This is a genomic window from Rhodoferax sp. RT4P68 (genome assembly GCF_056521305.1).
In genome coordinates, this window is sequence record NZ_JBWMBB010000008.1 from 97,961 (window position 1) to 120,893 (window position 22,933).

Annotated in this window: 21 protein-coding genes; 12 read left to right on the forward strand and 9 right to left on the reverse strand. The window is 64.4% G+C overall.

The annotated features are described in order from the left end of the window. Nucleotides 1-73 precede the first annotated feature (73 nt). Nucleotides 74-496 (reverse strand): cupin domain-containing protein, encoded by a 423-nt coding sequence (locus tag AC099J_RS18020; protein WP_479616658.1) that lies wholly within the window; start codon nucleotides 494-496, stop codon nucleotides 74-76. Between the two features lie 109 nt (nucleotides 497-605). On the opposite strand from AC099J_RS18020, the gene aroC reads away from it, so the two are divergent. Next, nucleotides 606-1,703: a chorismate synthase gene (gene aroC, locus AC099J_RS18025; protein WP_479616659.1), complete on the forward strand. Its 1,098-nt coding sequence runs from the start codon at nucleotides 606-608 to the stop codon at nucleotides 1,701-1,703. A gap of 127 nt (nucleotides 1,704-1,830) precedes the next feature. Next, nucleotides 1,831-3,390, forward strand: a complete 1,560-nt coding sequence (locus AC099J_RS18030; protein WP_479616660.1) for a DEAD/DEAH box helicase — start codon at nucleotides 1,831-1,833, stop codon at nucleotides 3,388-3,390. A gap of 6 nt (nucleotides 3,391-3,396) precedes the next feature. Here the strand turns inward: AC099J_RS18030 and AC099J_RS18035 are convergent, their stop codons facing one another. Continuing rightward, nucleotides 3,397-4,242 (reverse strand): symmetrical bis(5'-nucleosyl)-tetraphosphatase, encoded by an 846-nt coding sequence (locus AC099J_RS18035; protein WP_479616661.1) that lies wholly within the window; start codon nucleotides 4,240-4,242, stop codon nucleotides 3,397-3,399. A gap of 97 nt (nucleotides 4,243-4,339) precedes the next feature. Here AC099J_RS18035 and AC099J_RS18040 point away from each other — a divergent pair, with 97 nt between their 5' ends. Beyond that, nucleotides 4,340-5,644 (forward strand): hemolysin family protein, encoded by a 1,305-nt coding sequence (locus tag AC099J_RS18040; RefSeq protein WP_479616662.1) that lies wholly within the window; start codon nucleotides 4,340-4,342, stop codon nucleotides 5,642-5,644. A gap of 48 nt (nucleotides 5,645-5,692) precedes the next feature. Here AC099J_RS18040 and purM read toward each other — a convergent pair whose 3' ends face one another. Beyond that, nucleotides 5,693-6,739, reverse strand: coding sequence for a phosphoribosylformylglycinamidine cyclo-ligase (purM, locus tag AC099J_RS18045; protein ID WP_479616663.1), 1,047 nt, complete (start codon nucleotides 6,737-6,739; stop codon nucleotides 5,693-5,695). A gap of 94 nt (nucleotides 6,740-6,833) precedes the next feature. Here purM and hda point away from each other — a divergent pair, with 94 nt between their 5' ends. The 9 genes from hda to AC099J_RS18090 all read left to right on the forward strand — a co-directional run bounded on the left by hda (nucleotide 6,834) and on the right by AC099J_RS18090 (nucleotide 15,788). After that, nucleotides 6,834-7,508 (forward strand): DnaA regulatory inactivator Hda, encoded by a 675-nt coding sequence (gene hda, locus AC099J_RS18050; protein ID WP_479616664.1) that lies wholly within the window; start codon nucleotides 6,834-6,836, stop codon nucleotides 7,506-7,508. Beyond that, complete coding sequence (locus AC099J_RS18055; protein ID WP_479616665.1) at nucleotides 7,505-8,191, forward strand: HAD family hydrolase; 687 nt, start codon at nucleotides 7,505-7,507, stop codon at nucleotides 8,189-8,191. Before hda ends, AC099J_RS18055 begins: the two co-directional genes overlap by 4 nt. Continuing rightward, nucleotides 8,188-9,756 (forward strand): polynucleotide adenylyltransferase PcnB, encoded by a 1,569-nt coding sequence (gene pcnB / locus AC099J_RS18060; RefSeq protein WP_479616666.1) that lies wholly within the window; start codon nucleotides 8,188-8,190, stop codon nucleotides 9,754-9,756. Before AC099J_RS18055 ends, pcnB begins: the two co-directional genes overlap by 4 nt. A 10-nt stretch (nucleotides 9,757-9,766) precedes the next feature. Then, nucleotides 9,767-10,273 carry a 2-amino-4-hydroxy-6-hydroxymethyldihydropteridine diphosphokinase gene (folK, locus tag AC099J_RS18065; protein WP_479616667.1) on the forward strand — a complete coding sequence of 169 codons (507 nt, stop codon included), beginning with the start codon at nucleotides 9,767-9,769 and terminating at the stop codon, nucleotides 10,271-10,273. A gap of 111 nt (nucleotides 10,274-10,384) precedes the next feature. After that, a complete protein-coding gene (locus AC099J_RS18070; protein WP_479616668.1) occupies nucleotides 10,385-11,827 on the forward strand; it encodes a flippase in 1,443 nt (480 codons plus the stop codon). Between the two features lie 6 nt (nucleotides 11,828-11,833). Then, on the forward strand, nucleotides 11,834-12,646 hold the full coding sequence (locus AC099J_RS18075) for a hypothetical protein (RefSeq protein ID WP_479616669.1): 813 nt from the start codon (nucleotides 11,834-11,836) through the stop codon (nucleotides 12,644-12,646). Next, nucleotides 12,643-13,422 (forward strand): glycosyltransferase family 25 protein, encoded by a 780-nt coding sequence (locus tag AC099J_RS18080; protein WP_479616670.1) that lies wholly within the window; start codon nucleotides 12,643-12,645, stop codon nucleotides 13,420-13,422. The genes AC099J_RS18075 and AC099J_RS18080 overlap by 4 nt, the downstream gene beginning before the upstream one ends. Beyond that, the gene (locus AC099J_RS18085) at nucleotides 13,415-14,332 is read left to right on the forward strand and encodes a glycosyltransferase family 2 protein (RefSeq protein WP_479616671.1); all 918 of its coding nucleotides are present in this window, start codon (nucleotides 13,415-13,417) and stop codon (nucleotides 14,330-14,332) included. Before AC099J_RS18080 ends, AC099J_RS18085 begins: the two co-directional genes overlap by 8 nt. A gap of 454 nt (nucleotides 14,333-14,786) precedes the next feature. After that, nucleotides 14,787-15,788 carry a hypothetical protein gene (locus AC099J_RS18090; protein WP_479616672.1) on the forward strand — a complete coding sequence of 334 codons (1,002 nt, stop codon included), beginning with the start codon at nucleotides 14,787-14,789 and terminating at the stop codon, nucleotides 15,786-15,788. A 15-nt stretch (nucleotides 15,789-15,803) separates the two neighbouring features. On the opposite strand, the gene AC099J_RS18095 is transcribed toward AC099J_RS18090, so the two are convergent. The 6 genes from AC099J_RS18095 to AC099J_RS18120 form a co-directional block, all read right to left on the reverse strand. Then, nucleotides 15,804-17,270 carry a lipopolysaccharide biosynthesis protein gene (locus AC099J_RS18095; protein ID WP_479616673.1) on the reverse strand — a complete coding sequence of 489 codons (1,467 nt, stop codon included), beginning with the start codon at nucleotides 17,268-17,270 and terminating at the stop codon, nucleotides 15,804-15,806. A gap of 11 nt (nucleotides 17,271-17,281) precedes the next feature. Beyond that, nucleotides 17,282-18,730, reverse strand: a complete 1,449-nt coding sequence (locus AC099J_RS18100) for a Coenzyme F420 hydrogenase/dehydrogenase, beta subunit C-terminal domain (RefSeq protein WP_479616674.1) — start codon at nucleotides 18,728-18,730, stop codon at nucleotides 17,282-17,284. Next, the gene (locus AC099J_RS18105; RefSeq protein ID WP_479616675.1) at nucleotides 18,727-19,905 is read right to left on the reverse strand and encodes a polysaccharide pyruvyl transferase family protein; all 1,179 of its coding nucleotides are present in this window, start codon (nucleotides 19,903-19,905) and stop codon (nucleotides 18,727-18,729) included. The genes AC099J_RS18100 and AC099J_RS18105 overlap by 4 nt, the downstream gene beginning before the upstream one ends. Nucleotides 19,906-19,934: 29 nt before the next feature. Further along, nucleotides 19,935-20,870 (reverse strand): glycosyltransferase family 2 protein, encoded by a 936-nt coding sequence (locus AC099J_RS18110; RefSeq protein ID WP_479616676.1) that lies wholly within the window; start codon nucleotides 20,868-20,870, stop codon nucleotides 19,935-19,937. 57 nt (nucleotides 20,871-20,927) lie between these two features. After that, entirely contained in the window at nucleotides 20,928-22,127 is a 1,200-nt protein-coding gene (locus tag AC099J_RS18115) for a glycosyltransferase (RefSeq protein WP_479616677.1), read from the reverse strand. A 475-nt stretch (nucleotides 22,128-22,602) separates the two neighbouring features. After that, nucleotides 22,603-22,911 carry a hypothetical protein gene (locus AC099J_RS18120; protein WP_479616678.1) on the reverse strand — a complete coding sequence of 103 codons (309 nt, stop codon included), beginning with the start codon at nucleotides 22,909-22,911 and terminating at the stop codon, nucleotides 22,603-22,605. Nucleotides 22,912-22,933: the final 22 nt, after the last annotated feature.

A 22,933-nucleotide genomic window follows, 5' to 3' on the forward strand; every position in this document is an offset into this window, starting at 1 on the left:
CCTGCTTCGCGGCCTTCAGTCCCTGACCGTTTGCCGCGCGCGCTCACCGGCGGTCGCAACGGCACAGTTCGACTTACATCCAGGGCGTGGGGGACGGCACTTCGCAAACAGGTTCCACATCGACGGACTTGAAGTCGGCGGGCGAGACGATCTCCAGGTATTCCATGTCGGGCGAGTAGTCGAACAGGTAGTGGCGCACGCCTGGGCGCTGGTGCACCACGTCGCCTGCTTCGACCAGCGTTTCCTTGTCTTCGTACATGAAGCGTGCCCAGCCCTTGACCATGATCACGATCTGGAAGTCCGCCTCATGGCGGTGCCAGCCGGTGCCCGTTTCAGGTGCCATGTTGGCCTTGACGAGGTGCGCGATCACCTTTCCGTGCGTGGCGTCGGCAATGCCCAGGTCGCGGTACAGAAAGAAATCGCGCAAGCCGCCCGATACGTAGCTGGTGTCTTCGGGCTTGACGTGGGAGAACTTGGTGCTTGTGCGGTCCAGCATGGCGTGCCTTTCAGTCGGTTGTGCTGCGCCCGGGTGGGTGCCGCCTGTGCAAAGCAGGAACCGTTCCCAACATCGCACCGATGGCAGGGGCTCGCGGATAATCCGGCGCATGAGCGGCAACACCTTCGGCACCCTTTTCGCGGTCACCAACTTCGGGGAATCCCACGGTCCGGCCATCGGCTGCGTGATCGATGGTTGCCCGCCGGGCATGGAGTTGTCCGAGGCCGACATCCAGTACGACCTGGACCGCCGACGCCCCGGCACCAGCCGGCATGTGACCCAGCGCAACGAGCCCGATGCGGTGGAGATCCTCTCGGGCGTGTACGAGGGCCGCACCACGGGCACGCCGATCGCGCTGTTGATCCGCAATGCCGATCAGCGCAGCAAGGACTACAGCGCCATCGCGCAGAGCTTTCGGCCCGGGCACGCCGACTACACGTACTGGCACAAGTTCGGCATCCGCGATCCGCGCGGCGGCGGCCGTTCCTCCGCGCGTTTGACGGCGCCCACGGTGGCGGCTGGTGCCGTCGCCAAGAAATGGCTGGCGCAGCAGTACGGTGTGCAGTTTCGCGGCTGCATGACGCAGGTGGGCGACATCGCCATCCCGTTCGAAAGCTGGGAGCATGTGCCGAACAACCCCTTCTACGCGCCGGTGGCCGACGTCTCTGCGCTGGAGGACTACATGGACAGCCTGCGCAAGGCCGGTGACTCCTGCGGTGCACGTGTGCGCGTGGTGGCCAGTGGCATGCCGGTGGGCCTGGGCGAGCCGCTGTACGACAAGCTCGATGCCGACATCGCCTACGCCATGATGGGGCTGAACGCCGTCAAGGGCGTGGAGATCGGCGCCGGCTTCGCCAGCGTGGCCCACCGCGGCAGCATGCATGGCGATTCGATGACGCCAGGGGGCTTTCGCACCAACCACGCTGGCGGCGTGCTGGGCGGCATCAGCACCGGGCAGGACCTGGAAGTCTCGATCGCGATCAAGCCCACCAGCTCGATCATCACGCCGCGCGAATCCATCGATGTGCAGGGCCAACCTGTCGAAGTCGTGACAAAGGGCCGGCATGATCCCTGCGTGGGCATCCGCGCGACCCCGATTGTCGAGTCCTTGCTGGCTCTGGTGGTGATGGAGCATGCGCTGCGCCATCGGGCGCAGTGCGGCGACGTGCGGCAGGCCGTGGCGCCGATTGCTGCGTCGCTTCCTTAGCCTTGCGGGCGACCTCGAACCGGCTTGCGCGCCACGGGGTTTCACCCCTTGGGCGATAATCCGAATCCGGCCTTTCTCTCTCGCGCCGGCCAGCTATCGGTTTGGTAGCGCTTGAATTTTCGTATTGATGATCGACTCCGAACCCGACACCTCCTCCAGCTCCGCGCCTGATTCGTTTTCCCAACTGCAGCTTGCGGAGCCTTTGGCCCGGGCGGTTGCCGAGATGGGCTACACCGCCATGACGCCGATCCAGGCGCAGGCCATTCCGGTGGTGCTGCAAGGCCAGGACGTCATGGGCGCCGCGCAAACAGGCACCGGCAAGACGGCCGCCTTCTCGTTGCCGCTGCTGCAGCGCATGCTGCGCCACGAGAACGCCTCCATGTCGCCCGCGCGGCACCCGGTGCGTGCACTGGTGCTGCTGCCCACGCGCGAATTGGCCGACCAGGTCGCCCAGCAGATCGCGCTGTACGCCAAGTACACGCAGCTGCGCAGCACCGTGGTGTTCGGCGGCATCGACATGAAGCCGCAGACCGCCGAGCTGAAGAAGGGCGTCGAAGTGCTGGTGGCCACGCCCGGCCGGCTGCTGGACCACATCGAGGCCAAGAACGCGGTGCTGAACCAGGTCGAGTACGTGGTGCTGGACGAGGCCGACCGCATGCTGGACATCGGCTTCCTGCCGGACCTGCAACGCATCCTGTCGTACCTGCCCAAGCAACGCACGACGCTTCTGTTCTCGGCCACGTTCTCTCCCGAGATCAAGCGTCTGGCCAGCAGCTACCTGCAGAACCCGACCACGATCGAAGTGGCCCGCTCGAACGCCGCAGCGTCCACCGTCGAGCAGCATTTCTACAGCGTGACGGACGAGAACAAGCGCCGCGCCGTGCGCCAGATCCTGAAGGCCCGCGAGCTGCGCCAGGCCTTTGTGTTCGTCAACAGCAAACTCGGCTGCGCCCGGTTGGCGCGCTCGCTCGAGCGCGAAGGCCTGCGCACGGTGGCGCTGCACGGCGATCGCAGCCAGGACGAGCGCCTCAAAGCGCTCGAGGCGTTCAAGAAGGGCGAAGTCGACTTGCTGGTCTGCACCGACGTGGCCGCCCGCGGGCTGGACATCAAGGATGTGCCGGCTGTCTTCAACTTCGACATCCCATTCAACGCCGAAGACTACGTGCACCGCATTGGCCGTACCGGTCGTGCCGGCGCGTCGGGCCTGGCGGTGAGTTTTGCCGGAGGCGGCAACGATGTGCGCCTCGTCGCCGAGATCGAGAAGCTGATCAAGACCAAGATCGAGATCGAGCCGCTGGAGTTCGAAGAGGACATGCCGCGCATCCGCGAGCAGGGACGCTTCAACGACGGTCGCCGGGCCTGGGGTGGCGACGATCCGCGGGATGTGTTGGAAGACCGCCCGCAACCTGCGCCGCCGCGGCGTGACGTGCCCGACCGGCCGGCACGCCCGCAGCGTGCGGCTGCGTCGCGCGACCCGTTCTTCGATCAGCCGTACGAGGCAACGGCTGCGGCTGAGAAGGGCGCCGCGCCGGGCTGGGAAGCCCATGCGCGTCAGCCGGCGCGCAGCATCTCGGCCAACATCAAGTCCAAGCGCAAGGTCGCCGCGCTATTCAAGTCGCAGCCCCCCGCGCCAGTGGTGCAGGCGCCGCAGCCACAGCCGCAAGAGACCTCCACCACCGCCGACTGATCGGCGCTAGGCCCCGGGCTTCTGAGCCTGTGGGCAGTCGACCTGCACCAGGCCTGCGCGGTCCAGCTGCGGCGACACCCGCAACGCGCTCAGCGGGCCGCCCCAGACACAGCCGGTGTCCATGCAGACGAGGTCGCGCCGGTCCAGCCATCCCAGCGTGGACCAGTGGCCGAACACCACGGTATCGCCGGCCGTCGCGCGCCCCGGCACGTCGAACCAGGGCATATGGCCTGCCGGCGCGGTGCCAGCGCTGTCCTTGCTGTCGAATTCCATACGGCCGTCGGCCGTGCAGAAGCGCAAACGCGTCAGCGCGTTGATGATCACGCGCAGCCGCTCGTGGCCATGCAGATCGTCACTCCAGCGGTCTGGCGTGTTGCCATACATGGCGTGCAGGAAATCGCTCAGCCCCTCGCCGCGCAGCACCTGTTCCAGCTCGTGCGCCAGCGCCACGGTGCGCGCTGCCGTCCACTGCGGCAACACGCCGGCATGCACCATCAACAGCTGCCGACCGTCCACCGTCTCGTGCAGCGCCAGGTGCTGGCGGCGCAGCCAGTCGAGCATGGCGCTGCGGTCCGGGGCCGCCAGCAGGTCATCCAGCGTGTCGCGCTTGTGGGGCTTGCGCACGCCGTGCGCACAGGCCAGCAGATGCATGTCGTGATTGCCCAGCAGGCAGCGCGCGCTGCTGCCCATCGCCATCAGTCGCCGCAGGACGGCAGCCGATGCCGGGCCGCGGTTGACCAGATCGCCCAGCACGAAGAGCGTGTCGCGGCTGGCGGAAAAATCGATCGCCTGCAGCAGCCGCCCGAGCGGGGCGTCGCAGCCTTGAACATCCCCGACCAGATACGCCGCCATGTCTGCTCCCCGCCTTCGTGCTTGTGTGGCCCGGACTCTACACGGCACGCTGTGCTGTAATTTGCGCCTTTCCCACTTGAGCGGCTGACCTGAATCCATGGACTTCCTTCTGATCGCGCTGTTGACCGTGCTCAACGGCGTGTTCGCGATGTCCGAGATGGCGCTGGCGTCCAGCCGCAAGGCCCGCCTCACCGCCATGGCCGAGACTGGTGACAAAGGCGCGGCGGCCGCTCTGGCGCTGCTGGACAACCCGACGCAGTTTCTGTCCTCGGTGCAGGTTGGCATCACCTCGATCGGCATGCTGAACGGCATCATCGGCGAGGCCGCTTTCAGCGGCGAGCTGGCCGGCTGGTTCATCAGCCTGGGCGTGGCGGACGGTGTAGCCGACGTCTCGGCCACGGCGCTGGTGGTGACCATCATCACCTTCATCACCATCGTCTTTGGTGAGCTGGTGCCCAAGCGGATCGCGCAGCTGTACCCGGAAAATGTCGCGCACCTGATCTCGCGGCCCATGACCTGGGTGGCCACGGTGGCCAAGCCGTTCGTGCGGCTGCTCTCGCTCAGCACCCAGGGCGTGCTCGCGTTGCTGCCCATCGACACCGCCGGGGGCCGCTCGGTCACGGAAGAAGAAATCACCGCCAGCCTGGAGGAGGGTGTCGACGCCGGCGTGATCGAGGAGCATGAGCACCAGATGGTGCAGAACGTGTTTCGGCTGGACGAGCGCCCGCTGACCTCGCTGATGGTGCCGCGCACCGACCTGCATTGGCTGGACGCCAGCCTGACGGTGGAGCAAGCGCTGCGCCAGGCGGCGGGCGACGAGGACACCGATTCGCATTCCTGGTACCCGGTGTGCCGCGGTTCGCTGGACGATGTCATCGGCGTCATCAGTGTGGCAAAGCTGCTGGGCGTGGCCGACGGCAACAACGCGCAGATCGAAGCGCATGTGTTGCCCGCCACCTTCGTGCCGGAGACCTTGTCGGGCATGGAGCTGTTGGAGCAGTTCCGTGCGCGCTCGGGCCGCATGGTGTTCGTGGTCGACGAATACGGGGTGGTGCAGGGGCTGATGACGCCGCGCGACCTGCTGGAGGCCATCACCGGCGAACTGCAGCCAGGCGGCGAGTCCGATGCCTGGGCCACGCCGCGCGGCGATGGCTCCTGGCTGCTGGACGGCCTGATGCCGGTGGGCGAGCTGAAGAACCGGCTGGAGATCCGCGAGCTGCCGGACGACGACCGTGGCCGCTACAACACGGTTGCCGGGTTGTTGATGTCGGTCTCGGGACGGCTGCCGGCGACCGGTGAGCGCATCGAATGCGCCGGCTGGGTGTTCGAGGTCGTGGACCTGGACGGCAAGCGCATCGACAAGGTGCTGGCGGCACCGGTGCAGGACGACACGCTGACGTGAGCCGTCACCGCGAGGCCTCCCTGGCCCGGGGCGGCGCCTGCTGCCCGATCAGGCGACCCTGACCGCCTCACCCGCGCCGCGCGCGGCGATCTTGCCGATGGCCTGCACCGTCTCCCCCGCCCCGCTCAGGGTGCTGGCCACGGCTTCAGCGTGCTCCGCCGCCACGACCACCACCATGCCGATGCCGTTGTTGAAAGTGCGGTTCATCTCCACGTCGTCGATGCCGGCCGTCTTCTGCAGCCAGTCGAACAATTCGCTGTGCGGCCAGCTGGCGCGGCTGAGTTCGGCGGCCATGCCATCGGGCAGCACGCGCGGAATGTTTTCCAGCAAGCCGCCACCGGTGATGTGGGCCAGCGCCTTGACCGGGTGCGCCGCCAGCGCTGCCAGCACCGGCTTCACGTAGAGCCGCGTGGGCATCATCACAGCCTCACGAAAGGGCAGGCCGTCCAACGTGGCGGGCAAAGCGGCGCCGGCCCGCTCGATGCACTTGCGCACCAGGCTGAAGCCATTGGAATGAACGCCGCTGGAAGACAGGCCCAGCACCACGTCGCCGGGCGCAACATCCTGGCCCGTGAGGATCTTGGACTTCTCCACCACGCCGACCGCGAAGCCCGCCAGATCGTATTCGCCGGCCGGGTACATGCCGGGCATCTCGGCCGTCTCGCCGCCGATCAGCGCGCAGCCCGACAGCTCACAGCCGCGCGCGATGCCGCCGACCACTGCCGCTGCCGTGTCCACATTCAGCTTGCCGCAGGCGAAATAGTCCAGAAAGAAAAGCGGCTCGGCACCCTGTACCAGCACGTCGTTCACGCTCATGGCCACCAGGTCGATGCCCACGGTGTCGTGCATGCCCCATTCAAAGGCCAGCTTGAGCTTGGTGCCCACGCCGTCCGTGCCGCTGACCAGCACCGGCTCCTTGTAGCGCTTGGGCACTTCGAACAGGGCGCCAAAGCCGCCGATGCCGGCCAGCACGCCTTCGCGCATCGTCTTTTTGGCCAGCGGCTTGATGCGCTCGACCAGGGCGTCGCCCGCAACGATGTCGACGCCGGCGTCCTTGTACGACAGCGGGGCAGGGGAGTTCGGGGTGGTGCTCATGGGGGGGAGGTGCCAGCGACGGCACAGGGGGTACGCCTGGGAGACTAAAATTCGCGCGAATTTTACGTGGGGCTCCCCACGCCACATCCTCTTCATGCAACAGTTGGCCCTCGACATCGGTCTGGCAGCAGGCCCTACGCTGGCGAACTTTTTCGCCGGGCCGAACCAGGCTGCGCTGCAGCACCTGCAGCTGTGGGCCGGCAGCCCGACGCGCTCGCCGGTGCCCACCTACCTGTGGGGACCGCAGGCCAGCGGCAAGACGCACCTGCTCGACGCCGTGCGCGAGGCGCTGCGGGTGCAGGGTGCCGCCGTCGGCTGGCTGGACCCGAGCCTGCACGAGCCGCCCGACTTCGACGACCGCTGGGCGGCCGTGCTGATGGACGACGTGCATCTTTACTCGGCCGAGCAGCAGCACGCCGCCTTCAACTGGTTCGTCAACGCGCAGGGCCTGCAGCGCTGGGTGCTGGGCGCGGGCCGCCTGCCGCCGGCAGACCTGCCGCTGCGCGACGATTTGCGCTCGCGTCTGGGCTGGGGCCATGTCTACCAGCTGCAGCTGCTGTCCGAGCCCGAGCGGCGTGCGGTGCTGCGCCAGCACGCCGACGCGCGCGGCGTGTTTCTGCCCGACGAGGTGATGGACTTCATGCTCACGCGCTTCAGCCGCGACCTGGGCAGCCTGCTGCAACTGCTGGACAAACTGGACGGCTTTGCGCTGCAGACCCAGCGCGCCATCACCATTCCGCTGATCAAGGCCATGCTGGAGCAAATGTGAACCTGGCACTGTTCGATCTGGACCACACCTTGCTGCAGATCGATTCCGACTACGCCTGGGGCGTGCACACCACCCGCATTGGCTGGACCGACCCCGAGGCCTTCGCCCGCCGCAACGACGCGTTCTATGCCGACTACAAGGCCGGCACGCTGGACATCCACGACTACGTGCGTTTCGCCACCGACGCCGTGCGCGCACGTGGGCCGCAAGCCGCAGCGCTGGCGCACGCCGACTTCATGCGCGACATGGTGCTGCCGGCCATCGTGCCGGCCGCGCGCGCGCTGGTCGAGCAGCACCGCGCCCGCGGTGATACGTTGCTGATGGTCACCGCCACCAACGAATTCGTGACCCGCCCGATCGCCGAGGCCTTCGGCATCGAGACCTTGATTGCCGTGGAGCTGGAGCGTGCCCCCTGGCCCGCTGGCGGCGACTGGATCACCGGTGCCATTCGCGGCGTGCCCTCGGCGCGCGAGGGCAAGGTCACGCGGGTCGAGGCCTGGCTGGCGGCACGCGGGCTGGCCTGGGGCGACGTGCGCTGCACCTTCTATTCCGATTCCATCAACGACCTGGCCCTGCTAGAGAAGGTCGACGAGCCGGTCGCGACCAATCCAGACGACCGTCTGCGCGCCATCGCCCTGGAGCGGGGCTGGCGCATACTGGACCTGTTCAACAAAATCACATGATCAAGAAATTCATCGACAGGCTTCTGGGCAAGACCCCGGCGACCGTAGTAGTGGCGCCACCCAAGTTCGGCAAGCGCGAGGAAATCGCGCTCGATGTCCACGGCATCGACCCCAATCTGGTGGACGAGCGCGCGCTGAACGTCGTCAACACGCTGCAGCAGGGGGGTTTTGAGGCCTACATCGTCGGCGGCGCCGTGCGCGACCTGCTGGTCGGCCTGCGCCCCAAGGATTTCGACGTGGCCACCAGCGCCACGCCCGAGCAGGTCAAAAGCCTGTTCCGCAGGGCGTTCATCATCGGCCGTCGCTTCCGCATCGTGCACGTGGTCTACGGACGTGGCCGCGAGCACGAGGTGATCGAGGTCTCGACCTTTCGCGCCTACCTGGACAACGCGGCAGCCGAGCAGGTGGCCGGCAACGAGCGCACCAGCAAGAGCGAGCTGGCCGGCATGCAGCATGCCGTCGACTCCACCGGCCGCGTGCTGCGCGACAACGTCTGGGGCCCGCAGGAGGAAGATGCCGCGCGCCGCGACTTCAGCATCAACGCCATGTACTACGACCCCAAGCGCCAGGTCGTGGTGGACTACCACGGCGGCTTCAAGGACGTGAAGAAGCGCACCATCCGCATGATCGGCGACGCTGCCGTGCGCTACCGCGAAGACCCGGTGCGCATCATCCGCGCCGTGCGCTTCTCGGCCAAGCTGGGGGCGCTGGGTTTCACGATCGACCCCAAGACCGCGGCGCCGTTGGTCAAATCACAGGAACTGCTGGCCGATGTGCCGCAAAGCCGCTTGTTCGACGAAATGCTCAAGCTGCTGCAGACCGGCCATTCGATCGCCACGATCGAGCAGTTGAAGTCGCTGGGCATGGCCAGTGGCATCTACCCCTTGCTGGATGTGGTCGTGCAGCGGGCCGATCAACCCTTCGTGCGCGCTGCGCTGCAGGACACCGACCGCCGCGTGGGCGAGGGCAAGCCGGTGGCGCCCAGCTTCCTGCTGGCCTGCGTGCTGTGGGCCGACGTGCGCGATGGATGGGCTGCGCGCATCGAAAAGCGCCTGCCCTCGTTCCCGGCTCTGCAAGATGCGATCGAAGACGTGTTCAGCGCGCGCATCGGCGATGTGTCCGGCCGCGGCAAGCTGGCCGGCGACATGCGCGAGACCTGGATGATGCAGCCGCGCTTCGACAAGCGCACCGGCAGCACGCCATATGGCCTGATCGATCAGCCTCGCTTTCGTGCGGCGTTCGATTTCATGCGGCTGCGGGCCGACATCGGCGAGGTCGACGAGGCGTTGGCCGAGTGGTGGCAGGAGTTCACCCAGGCCAGCGACGAGCGTCGCCAGGACTTGCTGGAGCAGGCGCGCGAAGAGCAGCACGGGCGCCAGCGCGCGCGGGTTGTCCGGGTGCCCCGGCACGATCCGGATGGTGCTGCGACCGTCAGCCAACCGGTGGATGATGCAGCGGTTGCGGCCGTTGACGAGGGTGCCGGTGCCCCGCGCAAGCGCCGGCGCCGCCGCAAGCCGGCGAGCGGCGCGGTGGAATCGGCCCCGGTGCCGGGTGACCTCGGCTAGGCCGTTGGTCGTGCCCGCGCACGCCGGGCCCGCCTCGCAGGTGCCAGCGTTCATCGCACTGGGTGCCAACCTGGGCGACGCGAAGGCCGCCTTGCAGGCGGCCTTGCAGGCACTGGGCCAATTGCCGTCGACCCGGCTCATGCGCCACTCGCACTTGTACCGTACTGCGCCTGTCGATGCCGGCGGGCCGGACTACCTGAATGCCGTCGCAGAGCTGTCCACCGCCTTGGCGCCCTTGGATTTGCTGGACGCATTGCAGTCCCTGGAGCGGCAGGCCGGCCGTGAGCGCCCTTATGTGAACGCTCCGCGGACTTTGGACCTGGACTTGCTGCTGTATGGCGATGCGCAGATCGACACCGAGAGGCTGACCATTCCCCATCCTCGCATGTGGGAGCGCGCGTTTGTGCTGGTTCCACTTGCAGAGATTGCGCCACAGCATGTCGCGCTGGCGCAACTACAAGCCGTTTCCGGACAGCAAGTCGCGCGTTTGTCGGACGAATTTTCCAACAACTTGTAACGGTCTCAGGGAAGATCAGGGGGTTGGTCGGTGCACGCGAGCAGGTCCGTTGAGGCCCGCTGTTGGGTGCTCGTGCGATCCACCCAGCCCCGCCTGCGTCACCTGTCCCACATGACTCGCAAACCCAGTCTCAAAAAGAACGTCGTCCTGAATGTTGCCGGGTCTGTGATCCCGCTGTTGGTGGCCATCGTCACAGTGCCGCTCTACCTGAACAGCGTGGGTGCAGCGCGCTACGGCGTTCTGTCGCTGGTGTGGCTGTTCGCTGGCTATTTCAGCCTGCTCGACTTCGGCATCTCACGGGCTACCGTCAATATGGTTGCGCGCACGCCAGACAGCGACAGGATCGGTCAGCAGCGTGTGCTGTGGTCTGCGCTGTGGATCAACGGCGGCTTCGGCCTGGTGGGCATGGCGGTGGTGTATCCGCTGGCGCAATACATTTTCGGGACGGTGCGCTTTGACGAACCGGGCTTGCGCGAAGAATTGGTCGCCAGCTTGCCCTGGCTTTGCCTGACCGTACCGCTGACCCTGGTCAGCGCGGTTTTGCAGGGAGGGCTGGAAGCACGCGAGCGCTTTGGCGTGGTGAATGCCTTGAATGTCGTCGGTGGCCTGGCGGTGCAGTTGGTGCCTGTGGTGTTTGCCTACCAGGTCAGTGTGCGGCTCGATGTGCTGATTCCGGCCATCGTGTGGACGCGGATTGCGCTGTTCGTTGTGATCGTGCTGGTGGCACAGCGCACCTTCCCATTGGGACGGCCCTTGCCCTGGGACCGCGCGGCGGTGCGGCGCCTGGTGTCGTTCGGCAGTTGGGCATCGGTCAGCGGCATCATCAGCCCGGTGCTGGAGGCGCTGGACCGCTTCGTGATCGGTGCAAAACTCAGTGCCAGCGACGTGGCCTTGTACGCCGTGCCGTTCTCGATCGCAGACAAGCTGAGGATTGTGCCGCGCGCGTTGGTGAGAGCGGCGTATCCGCGACTCTCCGGCCTGCCCGACCAAGAGGCGCTGGATCTCTACCGCAAGCTCGTCTCCACGTCGTTGAACCTGATGACGCCGGTCGTGCTGGGTGTCATCGTGACCAGCCGGCACCTGCTCGAACTGTGGATCGGCGCGTCGCGAGACAGCGTGTCGGGCGTGGTTGCGATCGTGCTGCTCGGCGGCGCCTGGCTCAACTCCATGGCTTTGCTGCCCTTCGTCTATATCCAGGCACGAGGCCGACCCAACGTCACGGCCATCATTCACGGCGTGGAGCTGGTGCCGTTCGTGCTGATCCTCCTGTGGCTGACCACGGCTTACGGGGTCGTCGGTGCGGCGCTGGCGTGGGCCAGCCGCATGTTGGTGGACTGCGTGCTGTTGTGCCTGTTCGCTCGCGACGCTGGTGCGGCGACCTACGTGCGGATGGCCGTCCATGGTCTCGTGGTCGGCGTGGTGGGCATTTGGGCGGCACGCACCGTCCCGTCGACGCAGACCGTTGTGGCACTGGCATTCGTCATTGGCGTGGCGTTCCTGGCTTTGAACTACCAAGTCCTGCATCAGATGCTGCAGAAGAAAATCAACCGTTGATCCGTCATGCACACAGCAGGCATTCTGGTCGTCTATTCCGAAGCGTTCGCCGACACGGCCATTCGCCTGTTCGCGTGGATGGTGCGCCGCATCGATCGAGACGCCACCATCGTTGTCATGTCCAACAACACGCAGTTGCAGCTCAAGTCCTACGAGGGCGTCACAGTCCTGCAGACCAGCAACTTCTTGCATGAGTTCGGTGCGTGGCAGTCCGGTCTGGATCACGTTCGCGGCTTGGCTGGGGCACACCTTCTAAAGTCAGTCGTTTTCGCCAACGATACTTTCTGCCACTACCGGCCGATGGGCGTGCTGGAGCAGGCCGCGTTCCTTCAAGGTGCCCGTGACGGCGCCCGTGCTGAAACGCCGGCCGCCTGTGGCGAGCTGGCGTTGCTGCCGGACCGCTCGTTCTACACCTACGGCGGCACGCGGTTGAAGGAGTGGATCGCAACCTACTTCTTTGCCTTGAATCGGCGTGCGCTGGAAGGCATCGGTTGGCGCATGCATCCGCCGATCGAGGACGTGGCGCGCCTGGTGCCGGGTGGCCTGGACGAAGCCGGTTTCTTTGCGCCCGAGTTGGACCCAAAACTCCGCCAGCACTTTGGCGCCTGGCTTTTCGGCAGCAAGCAAATTCCAACGTGGCGCAGGAGCCGCCCGCTCGATGCCGACAATCACGCCATGATGGTCGGCAAGGCGCACATGTTGATTTGCGAGCAGGACCTGACCGCGCGACTGCTGCGCTGCGGCACCAGGATCCGCTCGGTGTTGCACACGCGGTGGATCTACCTGCTGAAGAACTTGTTGGTGAGGGCGTGGCCATGACGACCACGACCATGGTCCGTGTGATCAGTTTGGCGAACGCTGTGCAGCGCAGGGAGCATTTTGCCGCCAGCGCGCAGGGTGTCGAACTGCAATGGGCCTTCTTCGACGCGCTGACAGGTCCACAGCAGCCGCTGGTGTATTCGCCGAAAGCCGCGCTGGTACGCGCTGGCCGTGTTCTGCGCCCGGGCGAGCTCGGTTGCTATGCCAGCCACTACGCGGTGTGGCAGGAGTTCCTGGCCACGTCGGCCGAGCAACTGCTCGTTTTCGAAGACGATGTGCTGGTGGACTGGGTGGCGGTGCAACGCCTCGCTGGCCGAGACTTTGCGTCCCTCGGCGTCCATGTGCTCAAGTTGTTCGCCACCTTTCCCATCCAATCGCGAACGGTGCGCTACAAGTTCTATTCTGACCACAGCCATCTGGTGCGGGTCCAGGGCTACTGCTATGGCACGCAGGCTTATCTGCTCACACGGACGGCTGCGCGGGCCCTGCTCGACAGCTGCGCCGTGGTGGACATGCCGATCGACTGGGCCATATCGCGCTATTGGGCATACGGCCACGCCAACTACGCGGTCGTACCCTACCCGGTGATCGAGCGCCTGGTGCCGTCGTCGATCGGTCATCCGCCAGCAGACCGAGCGGGCCATGCGGCCGCAGCCCGCGGCGGACGGCTGGTGTGGCGGTTGCGCGATCGCGCGCGGCGTCTGGTGGTGGACTGGCGTGCGCGCTGGCGGCCATTGCCCGAGGCCACCCAGTCGATGGAGGGGCCCCATGGCTGATGCTGCACCCGCGGCCATGCCTGCTGACCCGTCCGCCACCGCAGGCGCGCCGGACATATCCCTCGTCATCTGCACCCGCAACCGGGCGACACAACTGGGCGCCTGTCTGCGTGCGGTGGCTGAGCTGCACTACGAGGGGCTGTGGGAGTTCGTCGTGGTCGACAACGGGTCCACCGACGACACAGCGCGCGTCGTCGCCGACTTTGCGGCAACCGCGTCGGTTGCCGTCCAGTATGTGCTGCAGCCCGTCAAGGGGCTCAGCAACGCACGCAACGCGGGCATTGCGCGCGCGCGCGGCCGTGTCATCACGTTTACGGACGACGATTGCTACGTGGCCCCCGACCTGTTGCAAGCGACGGTCGCAACCTTTGCGGACTCGCGCCTGGGCTATGCCAGCGGCCGCGTGTTGCTGCACGATCCAACGGATTTCCCCGCCACCATCAGCCTGTCAACACAGCCGCAAGTGTTCGAGACCGGGCGCTACGTGGTGCCAGGCGTCTTCAAAGGCGCGAACATGGCGTTTCGTCGCGAAGTGCTAGATGCCATCGGTGGCTTTGACCCCTGGTTCGGCAGTGGCGCAGCATTCCCGGCAGAAGACTGCGACGCCGCCGCCCGCGCCAGCTTGGCAGGGTGGGCTGGGCGTTATGAGCCGAACATGGTGGTATCGCACCACCACGGGCGCAAGGCCGACACGATCGGTCTTCTGTACCGCGACTACGACATCGGGCGTGGTGCCTACCACGCCAAGCTGTTGCTCAGTTGCCGCGCGCCGCAACTTGCGTTGCGGGGGTGGGCCGGGCTGTTGCGCCGCATCCGGTGGCGGCCCATGAGCGGGTATTGGGAAACGTACGGCGCACTGCGCTATGCGTGGACATGGTGGAACAACGGCAGGCCGTCGAGCCGTGTGTAAGAACAAAAGAACTTTGATGCCGCACACCTTGCCGATCGGTGAAGCGCTCGATCATCAGCGCTTGAGAGCAGAACTGTCGTCTTGGACCCAGGCGTCGGCGAACGATCTGGCGTCAGGCCGGTTCCAACCCTTGCGAAGGGCGGCGCTGCCAAGCCTTGCTTGAAATCGATACATCTCGTCGTTGATTTTTCGTGGATCGATTTCATCGTTGGCAAATATTGCCCAATATCCGCTTGAGGAAAGAATGGCTTATGGAGTTCGCTATCTGGCAGGATTTTGATCATGGCTGGGCCCGGTTACATGTGGCCGTGCGCCAGATGCTGACATGCCGTGGTCACAGCTTCGACGGCCTGCACCAGCAGCCGGCCCACGGCACCACGTCCGGCTTAGCAGTGCGGCAGGCGTGGCTTGTCGCTGGGCGTGACACAAGGGAACTGTGTTGATGAATGGACCGATGCGCATCGCCTACGTGCCGCACACAGATGTCAACAACGCCTATGTGAGCCGCATGCAGGAAATCCTTCGCGCGTTCGGTTCGGTCGAGCAGTTCATGCGTCCGCGGCAGTTTCTGCGTGAACTAGTGGGAAGGCGATTGCGTCGCTACGACGCGACGTTCTTCAACTGGGTGGAGAATGATTTTTTGGTCAAGCATGGAGGGACCATCTCGGCTGTGAATGTGGCCAAGGTACTGTTCAAGACTTGCATCGCACGCCTGCTGTCGCGCCGCCTGGTGTTCGTGCGCCACAACGTGTATCCGCACACGCTGGCTGCGGGCCAGGAGGCTGCAGCCATGCGGCTGATCGCCTGGTACGAACGCTTCTTCGACATCGTCATCACCCATTCCGGTGCCCACCTTCAGCGCCACTATCGCTACTGCCCGCACCCGCTGTACAGCCATTCCGATGAAGCTGCGCAGAACGCGCCCGATCCCGTGCCCGGCCTGCCGCAAGATTACTTCGTGATGTTCGGCCGCGTAGCGCCGTACAAACGGATCGTCGAGGCCGCCCGTGCCTTTCCCATCGAGCGCAACCTGCTCATCATCGGATCCGTCTCCGATGTGGCGTACGGCCGTGCGGTCGAGGAAGTCGATCGCCCCAACGTGATCTATCGGCCGGGCTACATCGACGACGCCAGCGCGCAACGCCTGATTCGCCGCAGTCAGGGCATCGTGCTGGCGCACGCAGGTGAGAACACTGTGGTCAGCGGGTCGTTTTTCTACGCCATGTCGCTACCTGTGCCCGTGCTGGCGGTGCAGACGCCGTTCCTGTCCTGGGTGCAGCCGCAGGTCGGCCCCGACCTGCTGACCCTTGCGCCGGAATTGGACGAGCTGATGCAACTCGTGCGTAGCTTCCGGCCGCAGAAGGCACCGGTCGACGCGATGCCGCAACTGATTCGGGCGTTCGGGGACGAGGCCATAGCAGCTGCATTGCACCCAATCGTGCAATCAACGTCCTGACCAGAGCAAGCGCTGCTATTTTTTCGTTCGCTTCGAGATCATCTCAATAAGGAACCGTTCGGCTCCATCAGGTCGCCGGGCGAGGAACCACAGACCTACGTGAGTGCCGGCGTACAGCGCCGCGCCCGCTCCGACAAGCAGGGCAAGTTGCGTGACCTGGATTAACGTGCCCTCAGCGGGAGCAACGTTCAGCTTGAGCAGTGCGACACCAACGACCATCACAGCAACGCTAATGAGGCTGCGCCAGATGTTTGAGATTTGTCGCATCACAGAGATCTGGATAAAACGCCGCGCGATCATCAGCGTCATGAGGATGATGACCAAGCCGCCAAGCGAGCGGGCCACAACTGCACCTAGCAGACCGTAGAACCAAGCCCCACCAAGGGTAAGCGGCATGCGCATGGCCAGATTGACAGCCTCGCGCAAAACTAGCACCTTGGGTTGGCCGCGCGCCATGGCAAGCGACAACAGCGGCATATACAACACTTGAAGCGATACCACTGGCGCCAGCCACCAGATGACGGTGACTACAGAGTCCCATTCAGGACCAAGTACCAGGGGCACCAATCTCTCAGCCACGATTGCTAGGCCGAAGCCCAATGGCAGCAGGACGATCACAAGCATCTGCTGGGCCTTCAGGTAAGCCGCACGCATCCGATCATCATCGCCTTGCATCCGTGCAAACCCACCGAACATGGTTTGCATGATCGGCGAGGCGAAGGCATACGTTGCCATGGACGCCATGTCGCTGCCCACCGTGTACTGCCCCAACTGAGATTTGCCAAGGATATGGCCGATCAAGAATCGATCGGACTGCAAGTTCAGCGTGGAAATAAATCGCGACGCGGTCATCCAGCCTGCGAAGTGCAGCAGGCTGCGCGCTCCTTGCAGCCGGAGCCGTGGTCGGTACGGCGCCAGTAGATAACTGTAGATCGTGGAGACCAGCGGGTTGACGACCTGGCCCGCGATCAAGGCCCAGTAAGAACGCGTGGAAAAGGCCAGACTGACCGATACGACCAGACCGGCGATGCGTCCAACCAGTTGCATGCGCGCGCCGGGGCCGTACTGGAGACGGTGCAGGTAGTGCACCATGGCAGGGCTCGTCAAGCTGCCCAGCAGCGGGACCGATGCCATCACCAGCAGAATGGAGCGAAGCCTGGTGTCGTCGTAGATTGCTGCCATCGGAAATGCCGTTGCTACGATGAAGGCAGAGACTAACGCGCCTCGCAGGCAGTTGAGGGTGAACGCCGTATCGACATCGCGCGGGTCGATGTAGCTGCGCTGGACCAACGCGTCACTGACATTCAGTTCGGTCGTGGCCCGAACAATGATGAGCACTGATGCGGCGAGCGCCACCAAGCCGAAGTCTGCTGGTGTCAGCAGGCGGGCCATGATGACCAGCGCGATGATGTCAACGAACCTCATCAACAGCTGCAAGGCTGTCAGAAGCGCGGCGCCGAGCGCAACAGTGCGGCCGAGCATAGACCGCGCGCTCAGCGCCGCAGAGCGGAACGCAGGCGCTGGACGACGCGCTTGACGAGCTTGCGGAGCCGTCCGCCAGCCTCCCGATCACTTGCCTTCCGATAGCGGCGCACCGCAGGTGCAATCTGATGTTCGAACTGCTCAAGACCTTGCGAGCCGAGCCGCACCAGCCCGTACTTCTCTGCGGACGATTGGGCGATCTCAAGCCGCGCGTCGTATATGGCGCGACGATGCGCGGTAGCTGCGAGTCGCGGCTCGACCCGCTTGATCGGCACCCACTGTCCCGAAAGCCTGCGTCTTGCCAGCCGGTGTGCGAGCCCTTCACGGCGGTGGCGCAAGCCGGATGATTGGCTGCGGATCACTGACGCGACATCTGCCGGCCCTACAACCACAGCACCCCGCTCAGCGCCTTCCTTGATGATGCGGTCGAGGTGAGGGTGGCGTGTCACAACGACATTGGTTCCAAGCGGATCATTGATGTACGCCGGCAGCCAGGCATCGCCAATGGCAATGTCTGCACATTCGGCGAGAACATCGTCGCAGAACTCGCATGCGGGATTCTTGAATAGACCTTCGCCCCAGTCACGCCCGCGCACTGAGGCCATCGGCCAAACCTCTTCGGGGGTCTCAGGACCAGCTTGAACTTGCTGGTAGGCGAACCCGTAGTCCGAAGCACGCCGATCCAGCAGCTTGCGGCGGAAATCGAATGACGACAGACTGTCCGGCGCAGCACCCTTTTGTCGGGCCAGGTACTCGGCAAAGTGGCGGCTCTTGAGGTGCCCGCATACCAGACCAAGGCAGAACGGTGTCCGCTCAGTAGGCAGGAGTCCCTCGTGCTGCATCAAGCGGACAGCCTTGATGAAGCACGGCAGGCCGACCACCGCATAGCGCTTGGTGGAGGTGCGCAGCATGGTCAACACGCCTGACATTTCGATTGGGTAGTAGCGCGACTTCGCGCCATCCGCAAAGTCCTGCTCGCTTTCGGAGATGGCATAGTGAAACAGCAGGCCGTCGTTGAATTGGCCTTCGGCGGGTTTGACATGCACGGCGGCGTCGATGTCACCTCGCCTGAACAGGTTGGCCAGTACCCAACTCACGAGCCCGCCAGACCCTCCGCGCGCTCGAAAACCACCTTCAGCCACGTGGGCTGCGAACGTGGCCAGGTGCCTGCCGATGTGCTCGTCGACGGGCAGTTCCGGGTAGAGCAGGTTAGCAATTTCTGTCTCGTTGTTGCCAACACCCGACATGGGACACAGCCGGGCCAGACGCGAATCAGAGTCCACAGCAATTGCTTGGGCTTCGAAATGCCCTGCGGCTGTCATCTTCATGGTGTAAGTGTCCGGACGTGCAAAGGCGCAGGTGCCGCAGCCCACACACATTCCCGATGCGATGACATTCTCAACTTCAGACATGAGTTCGTTGCTTTGAGGGTGTGTGGGGAAGCCGATCTGCGGCTTCACTGCAGCGCCTCTCGCAGAAAGCTGAGCGAGGAACGTCGTAGATCCACAAGCCGCCGGTCGACCTGCTCGTAGTCAATGGGCGTGGCCGTCACTTCTTCCAAAGTCCGGTCCGTAGCGTCGTACACAAGTCGTTGTTCCAGGCCGACTTTGCTCAGCAGAGAGGTGAAGCGGTCAGCGCCCCGATCGTGATTCACGATCGCGATGAAGTTCTTGCGGAAGATGATGGAGAACGCCACTCCATGAAAGGAATCCGTCAGCACGAAGTCTGCGTCGATGAACGCCCTCAGCCATCCAGGCACGTCAAGGGTCATCGATGCGGCGTCCAGCGTAAGCGACCGATGGCTGTAGCCAGGACCGAGTGTTTGTTGAACTCTGCTGCGCAGCGTAGCGCGGTCCGGCCCTTCGTCCAGAACATAGCTGAGCAATGTGGGGCCTGGCTTAGCGCGACGCGGCGCGGCCATGTCGATGTAGACCTGCAAGTCGACGAGCAGTGTCGGGTCGATAGTTTGGAAAGCGTCATGCCGGTCGAGTGCTTTGGCACAGATGTCAACACCGGATATCTCGCGTACGGACACCGCATGAAACTGCGCCAGCAGGGCGCTCGTCTGCGCTGTGTGCGCCGGGTACGTCCACACGCTCTGACCGAAGGAAGCGGCATACGATATTTTGCGGATCGCCGGGGTCGGCGCAAAGCCGAAGAAGAAGTCGCCTTCTGCGCCACGCGGCAGATACTCCAGCCTCCACACTTGATCAGAACCCACAACGAGTGTGTCGAGCCCCAGTCGCTGCACAGCTGCGGCCATCTCTTCAGTGCTTGTCAGCTTGCCAGAGCGCTGCGGCAGATATCGGTCGAGGAAGGGGCGATGCCCAAGCGCCCGGCGGGCCTTCAGCGCAGCGTCAGTCTTGCGGAGTAGCGTTTTCGCCAGCTGAGAGGGGACCAGTCGGGCGATGGCTGCCAGTCCATTCCGCAGGGAAGGTAAAAAAGCTAGAGAGGCCAGGAAGCCAACAGTCGCCTTGTGCAGACGCGATGAGGCTGCTGGCGAGGACGCGCGCTCGAGAAAAATCACCTGCTGGCCCAGCTCCGAATCCAGGATCCGGTAGAGGGCCACGGCCTGCAGGATGCCCCCGTAATTCGTGTGGAGGGGCAGGGTCAGCAATCCGATGCGTTTGGACAAGATAGGAGCGCTCCAGTGATTGCGTGTCCTCAGCGGGTGCCGAGAACTTTCCGTTGAACATGTCTGAGGTAGCGTCTCACGTCACCCGCAAGCGTCCGGGGGCTGACCAGCCCATATCGCCAACGCAGTGCAAGACATCTGAACAATTCACCAGAGTCCGCCAAGTTCACGGCGTCGTCTGTCGCCGTCTTCTGAAGCAGCATCTGGAATGCGCGATGGTGCTGCGGAGCAATGGTCTGCATCAGGTCGAACCCATGAAGTGCGAGTGGCCGCGCACGATCGCGGTAGGTCACGGCGAATCCGAGAGCAGAGTCTTCGACATGGTAGATGACGCGTGGGGTGGGATCCCAGAAAACTGGACCCATGAAAAGCACCTGACCCCAGAGGTAACTGTCCTCGCCCCACAGGCACCGACCCTTGTCGTAGAAGCCGCCAGCGGACTGAAACACTGGCCGCCGCACGATAGTGGCACTTGAATGCAGGCCATCTAGGGCGATCTTCAACCAGTGCGCGCCGGCAGCGATGCTTGGCGGATCAATTGGTCCAGGTGTCGTCGTCAGCTGAGAGACCTTGTCTTTGACGCGAGACGCGAACTCGCCCGTGTCATAGCTGCAGGCATACGCCACGGCTTCGGCGTGTTGTGAGAGCGCAGCCAAGCCTGCCGACAAAAACCCTGGGAGCCACTCATCATCCCCATCCAGAAACGCAAGCAGCTCGGCGCGAGCCGCCCGGGCACCTGCATTGCGCGCATGGCCCGGACCAGCGTTGGCTTGGCGAATGAGTTGCACGCGGGGATCATCGATCACGCATACCTGATCGGCAGAACCGTCGGTGCTACCGTCATCGACAACGACTACCTCGAGCTCGGCAATCCCCTGTGTCAAGACTGAGTCAATGGCACGACGAATGGTGCTCGCCTTGTTGTAGAGCGGGATGACCACCGAGATCTGTGGAAAGGGCGTCAAATAAGGACTCCGTGGGGATGTGATCGTTGTTTGAAGCGCAGATTGCCGAGCTCCCGGCTACTCCGGCAGTGCAAGTATCGATCGCAAGGTGGTGATCGAGCGTCGAAGGCTGACTTCGATGAAATTCCTTGCCAGGCGGCTTTGGTGCTCGCGTTCCTCGTCATTCATCAATAGCGAGGAACAGGTACGGTGGAAATCTGGCGACCCTATGTCCAGGCTGAAGGCACCCTGACCGATTGCCGATTCGATTCCGCTGCACCCCTCGCGAGTCGTCACCACAGGCAACCCGTACGACATCGCCTCCACAGTCTTGATCTTGAGTCCTGTGCCCGTGACGCAGGGATTGATGATGATGGAGCAGCCGCTGTAGAAGTCTTGCCAAAGATCGCTGACTCGCCCTACGCACTCCACCCCGGGAATCGCGGGGTCGATCGACATGCCACCAGCCACGATCAGCTTGGCCGTGGGCACTGCAGCGCGAAGGGCGGGCCACTGGCGCTCAAGAAACACCCGCAGCCCCTCGAGGTTGTGTTGATTCGCGGACCCGATGTAGCCGACCACGCCATTCGAGGGCGTGCCCCGCGCATGGCGTTCGGCGGGCGCACTCAGGATGTCGATCAGCGAAACCTTGGTGGGGGTCCCCGCAAGTAGATCGCGAAAGAAGATGGCCTCGTGCTGCTGAATCGCCAGCGCATGATCGAAGCTGCACAGCAGACGTCGTTCCTGCTTTGGCCGCAGCGACCACCAAGTCCCGCTGCCACCGGACGCCCGAATTCGCTTGTTGCGGTCCGAGAAGCAGTCGTGCGTGTCCACCACCCTAATGCGTCGGTCGGCTTCCAGTTGATCTGCCAATTCGGCGAGCAGCACGTACTCGAAGATCACCACTTGTGGGTCGATGTCCTCGACGATCTGCCGGAACTCCAGCTTGTCGTCTTGCGAGAACCGGCCTGTTGTCCATGTCAAGTCTTGGGCAAACCTCACCTTGCGCATACCGAGCCGCATTAGCACATGCCATGCTTGGTGTAGCCCATTGCCGGCGACCGTGCGACCCTGGTGCAGTTCTCGATAGCGGCCTCCGTAGTGTTCCGTCATCTCGGACTTGCCGCGCCGATCCTGGATGGTGCGGATCGGGCAGAGCAGGAAATGCACTTCGCAGTCCAGCGCAGTCAGGCATCTGACCATCTGTTGGATGCGGGTGCTGTTGCCCGATAGTGCTGGATGGCTGACGACAGGGCTGACGATAAGGATTTTCTTCATGTCCGGAAGTAGGCGCTCAACTGGTGATAGTCATCAGCGTGATCGCGCGAGCGTCCGCTGCGCGCTGGCGTCTCGCTGCCGTGCCAGCAGTGTGGCGGTCGGACTAAACGTGACGGGGGAGGCAAGGGCTCGGATTGTCCGGTGATGTGGGGCCAAGCGCGTGACCCACCGAGCAATCTGGCCAACCTGGGCTGGACATGGCTGGACGCCACGGTCCCCTGCAGATCGACGCGCAGCGCGGGGTCGAGCGTGCAGCCTCGAGTTCTGGCAAGCGCGTCGTGGGAGGGGGATCCAACTCAACCCGACGAGGCCCGACCCCCCGTGTGCTACCTCGATCTCGCGAAGCACTTCAGCGTCCGCGACGCCGCGTCATGTAAAGCTGTGGGGCCGGGTCCGGTCCGTCCCAGGTCCAAGGGCCCCCAAAGTGACCGAGCGGCATTCTGCCTGACGCATGCCCGCCAGCAAGGAGCTGAACTCAATCCCGGCTGCTCCAGCGCCGACGCACCATGACGCCCATGATCGCTAGTGCACCCACCAGCATCAGGGCGGTGTTGGTGCCGTCCAGTTCGTCCGCCTGGGTGGAAGAGTCAGCGCGGTTGCCGCGTCGCATGGCCTGGACGACATCCTGGCGCACAGAGCGCTCGAAGCTGCTGATCTGGGTGGAGAAGGTCGTGGTCTGACGCAGCGCAACGGCTGCATCTTGTACAGTCGGCACCGCCGCATCCGTGATGCAGGCGCCCAACAGAAGCACTGCACACAGCGCCTGCGAGAAGATTTTCTGCATATTGGTCCCTGAAACAAACTTG

Coding starts and splice junctions, on each gene's coding strand:
- AC099J_RS18020 (WP_479616658.1), bottom strand. CDS start 496: ATGCTGGACCGCACAAGCACCAAGTTCTCCCACGTCAAGCCCGAAGAC.
- aroC (WP_479616659.1), top strand. CDS start 606: ATGAGCGGCAACACCTTCGGCACCCTTTTCGCGGTCACCAACTTCGGG.
- AC099J_RS18030 (WP_479616660.1), top strand. CDS start 1,831: ATGATCGACTCCGAACCCGACACCTCCTCCAGCTCCGCGCCTGATTCG.
- AC099J_RS18035 (WP_479616661.1), bottom strand. CDS start 4,242: ATGGCGGCGTATCTGGTCGGGGATGTTCAAGGCTGCGACGCCCCGCTC.
- AC099J_RS18040 (WP_479616662.1), top strand. CDS start 4,340: ATGGACTTCCTTCTGATCGCGCTGTTGACCGTGCTCAACGGCGTGTTC.
- purM (WP_479616663.1), bottom strand. CDS start 6,739: ATGAGCACCACCCCGAACTCCCCTGCCCCGCTGTCGTACAAGGACGCC.
- hda (WP_479616664.1), top strand. CDS start 6,834: ATGCAACAGTTGGCCCTCGACATCGGTCTGGCAGCAGGCCCTACGCTG.
- pcnB (WP_479616666.1), top strand. CDS start 8,188: ATGATCAAGAAATTCATCGACAGGCTTCTGGGCAAGACCCCGGCGACC.
- AC099J_RS18070 (WP_479616668.1), top strand. CDS start 10,385: ATGACTCGCAAACCCAGTCTCAAAAAGAACGTCGTCCTGAATGTTGCC.
- AC099J_RS18075 (WP_479616669.1), top strand. CDS start 11,834: ATGCACACAGCAGGCATTCTGGTCGTCTATTCCGAAGCGTTCGCCGAC.
- AC099J_RS18080 (WP_479616670.1), top strand. CDS start 12,643: ATGACGACCACGACCATGGTCCGTGTGATCAGTTTGGCGAACGCTGTG.
- AC099J_RS18085 (WP_479616671.1), top strand. CDS start 13,415: ATGGCTGATGCTGCACCCGCGGCCATGCCTGCTGACCCGTCCGCCACC.
- AC099J_RS18090 (WP_479616672.1), top strand. CDS start 14,787: ATGCGCATCGCCTACGTGCCGCACACAGATGTCAACAACGCCTATGTG.
- AC099J_RS18095 (WP_479616673.1), bottom strand. CDS start 17,270: ATGCTCGGCCGCACTGTTGCGCTCGGCGCCGCGCTTCTGACAGCCTTG.
- AC099J_RS18115 (WP_479616677.1), bottom strand. CDS start 22,127: ATGAAGAAAATCCTTATCGTCAGCCCTGTCGTCAGCCATCCAGCACTA.
- AC099J_RS18120 (WP_479616678.1), bottom strand. CDS start 22,911: ATGCAGAAAATCTTCTCGCAGGCGCTGTGTGCAGTGCTTCTGTTGGGC.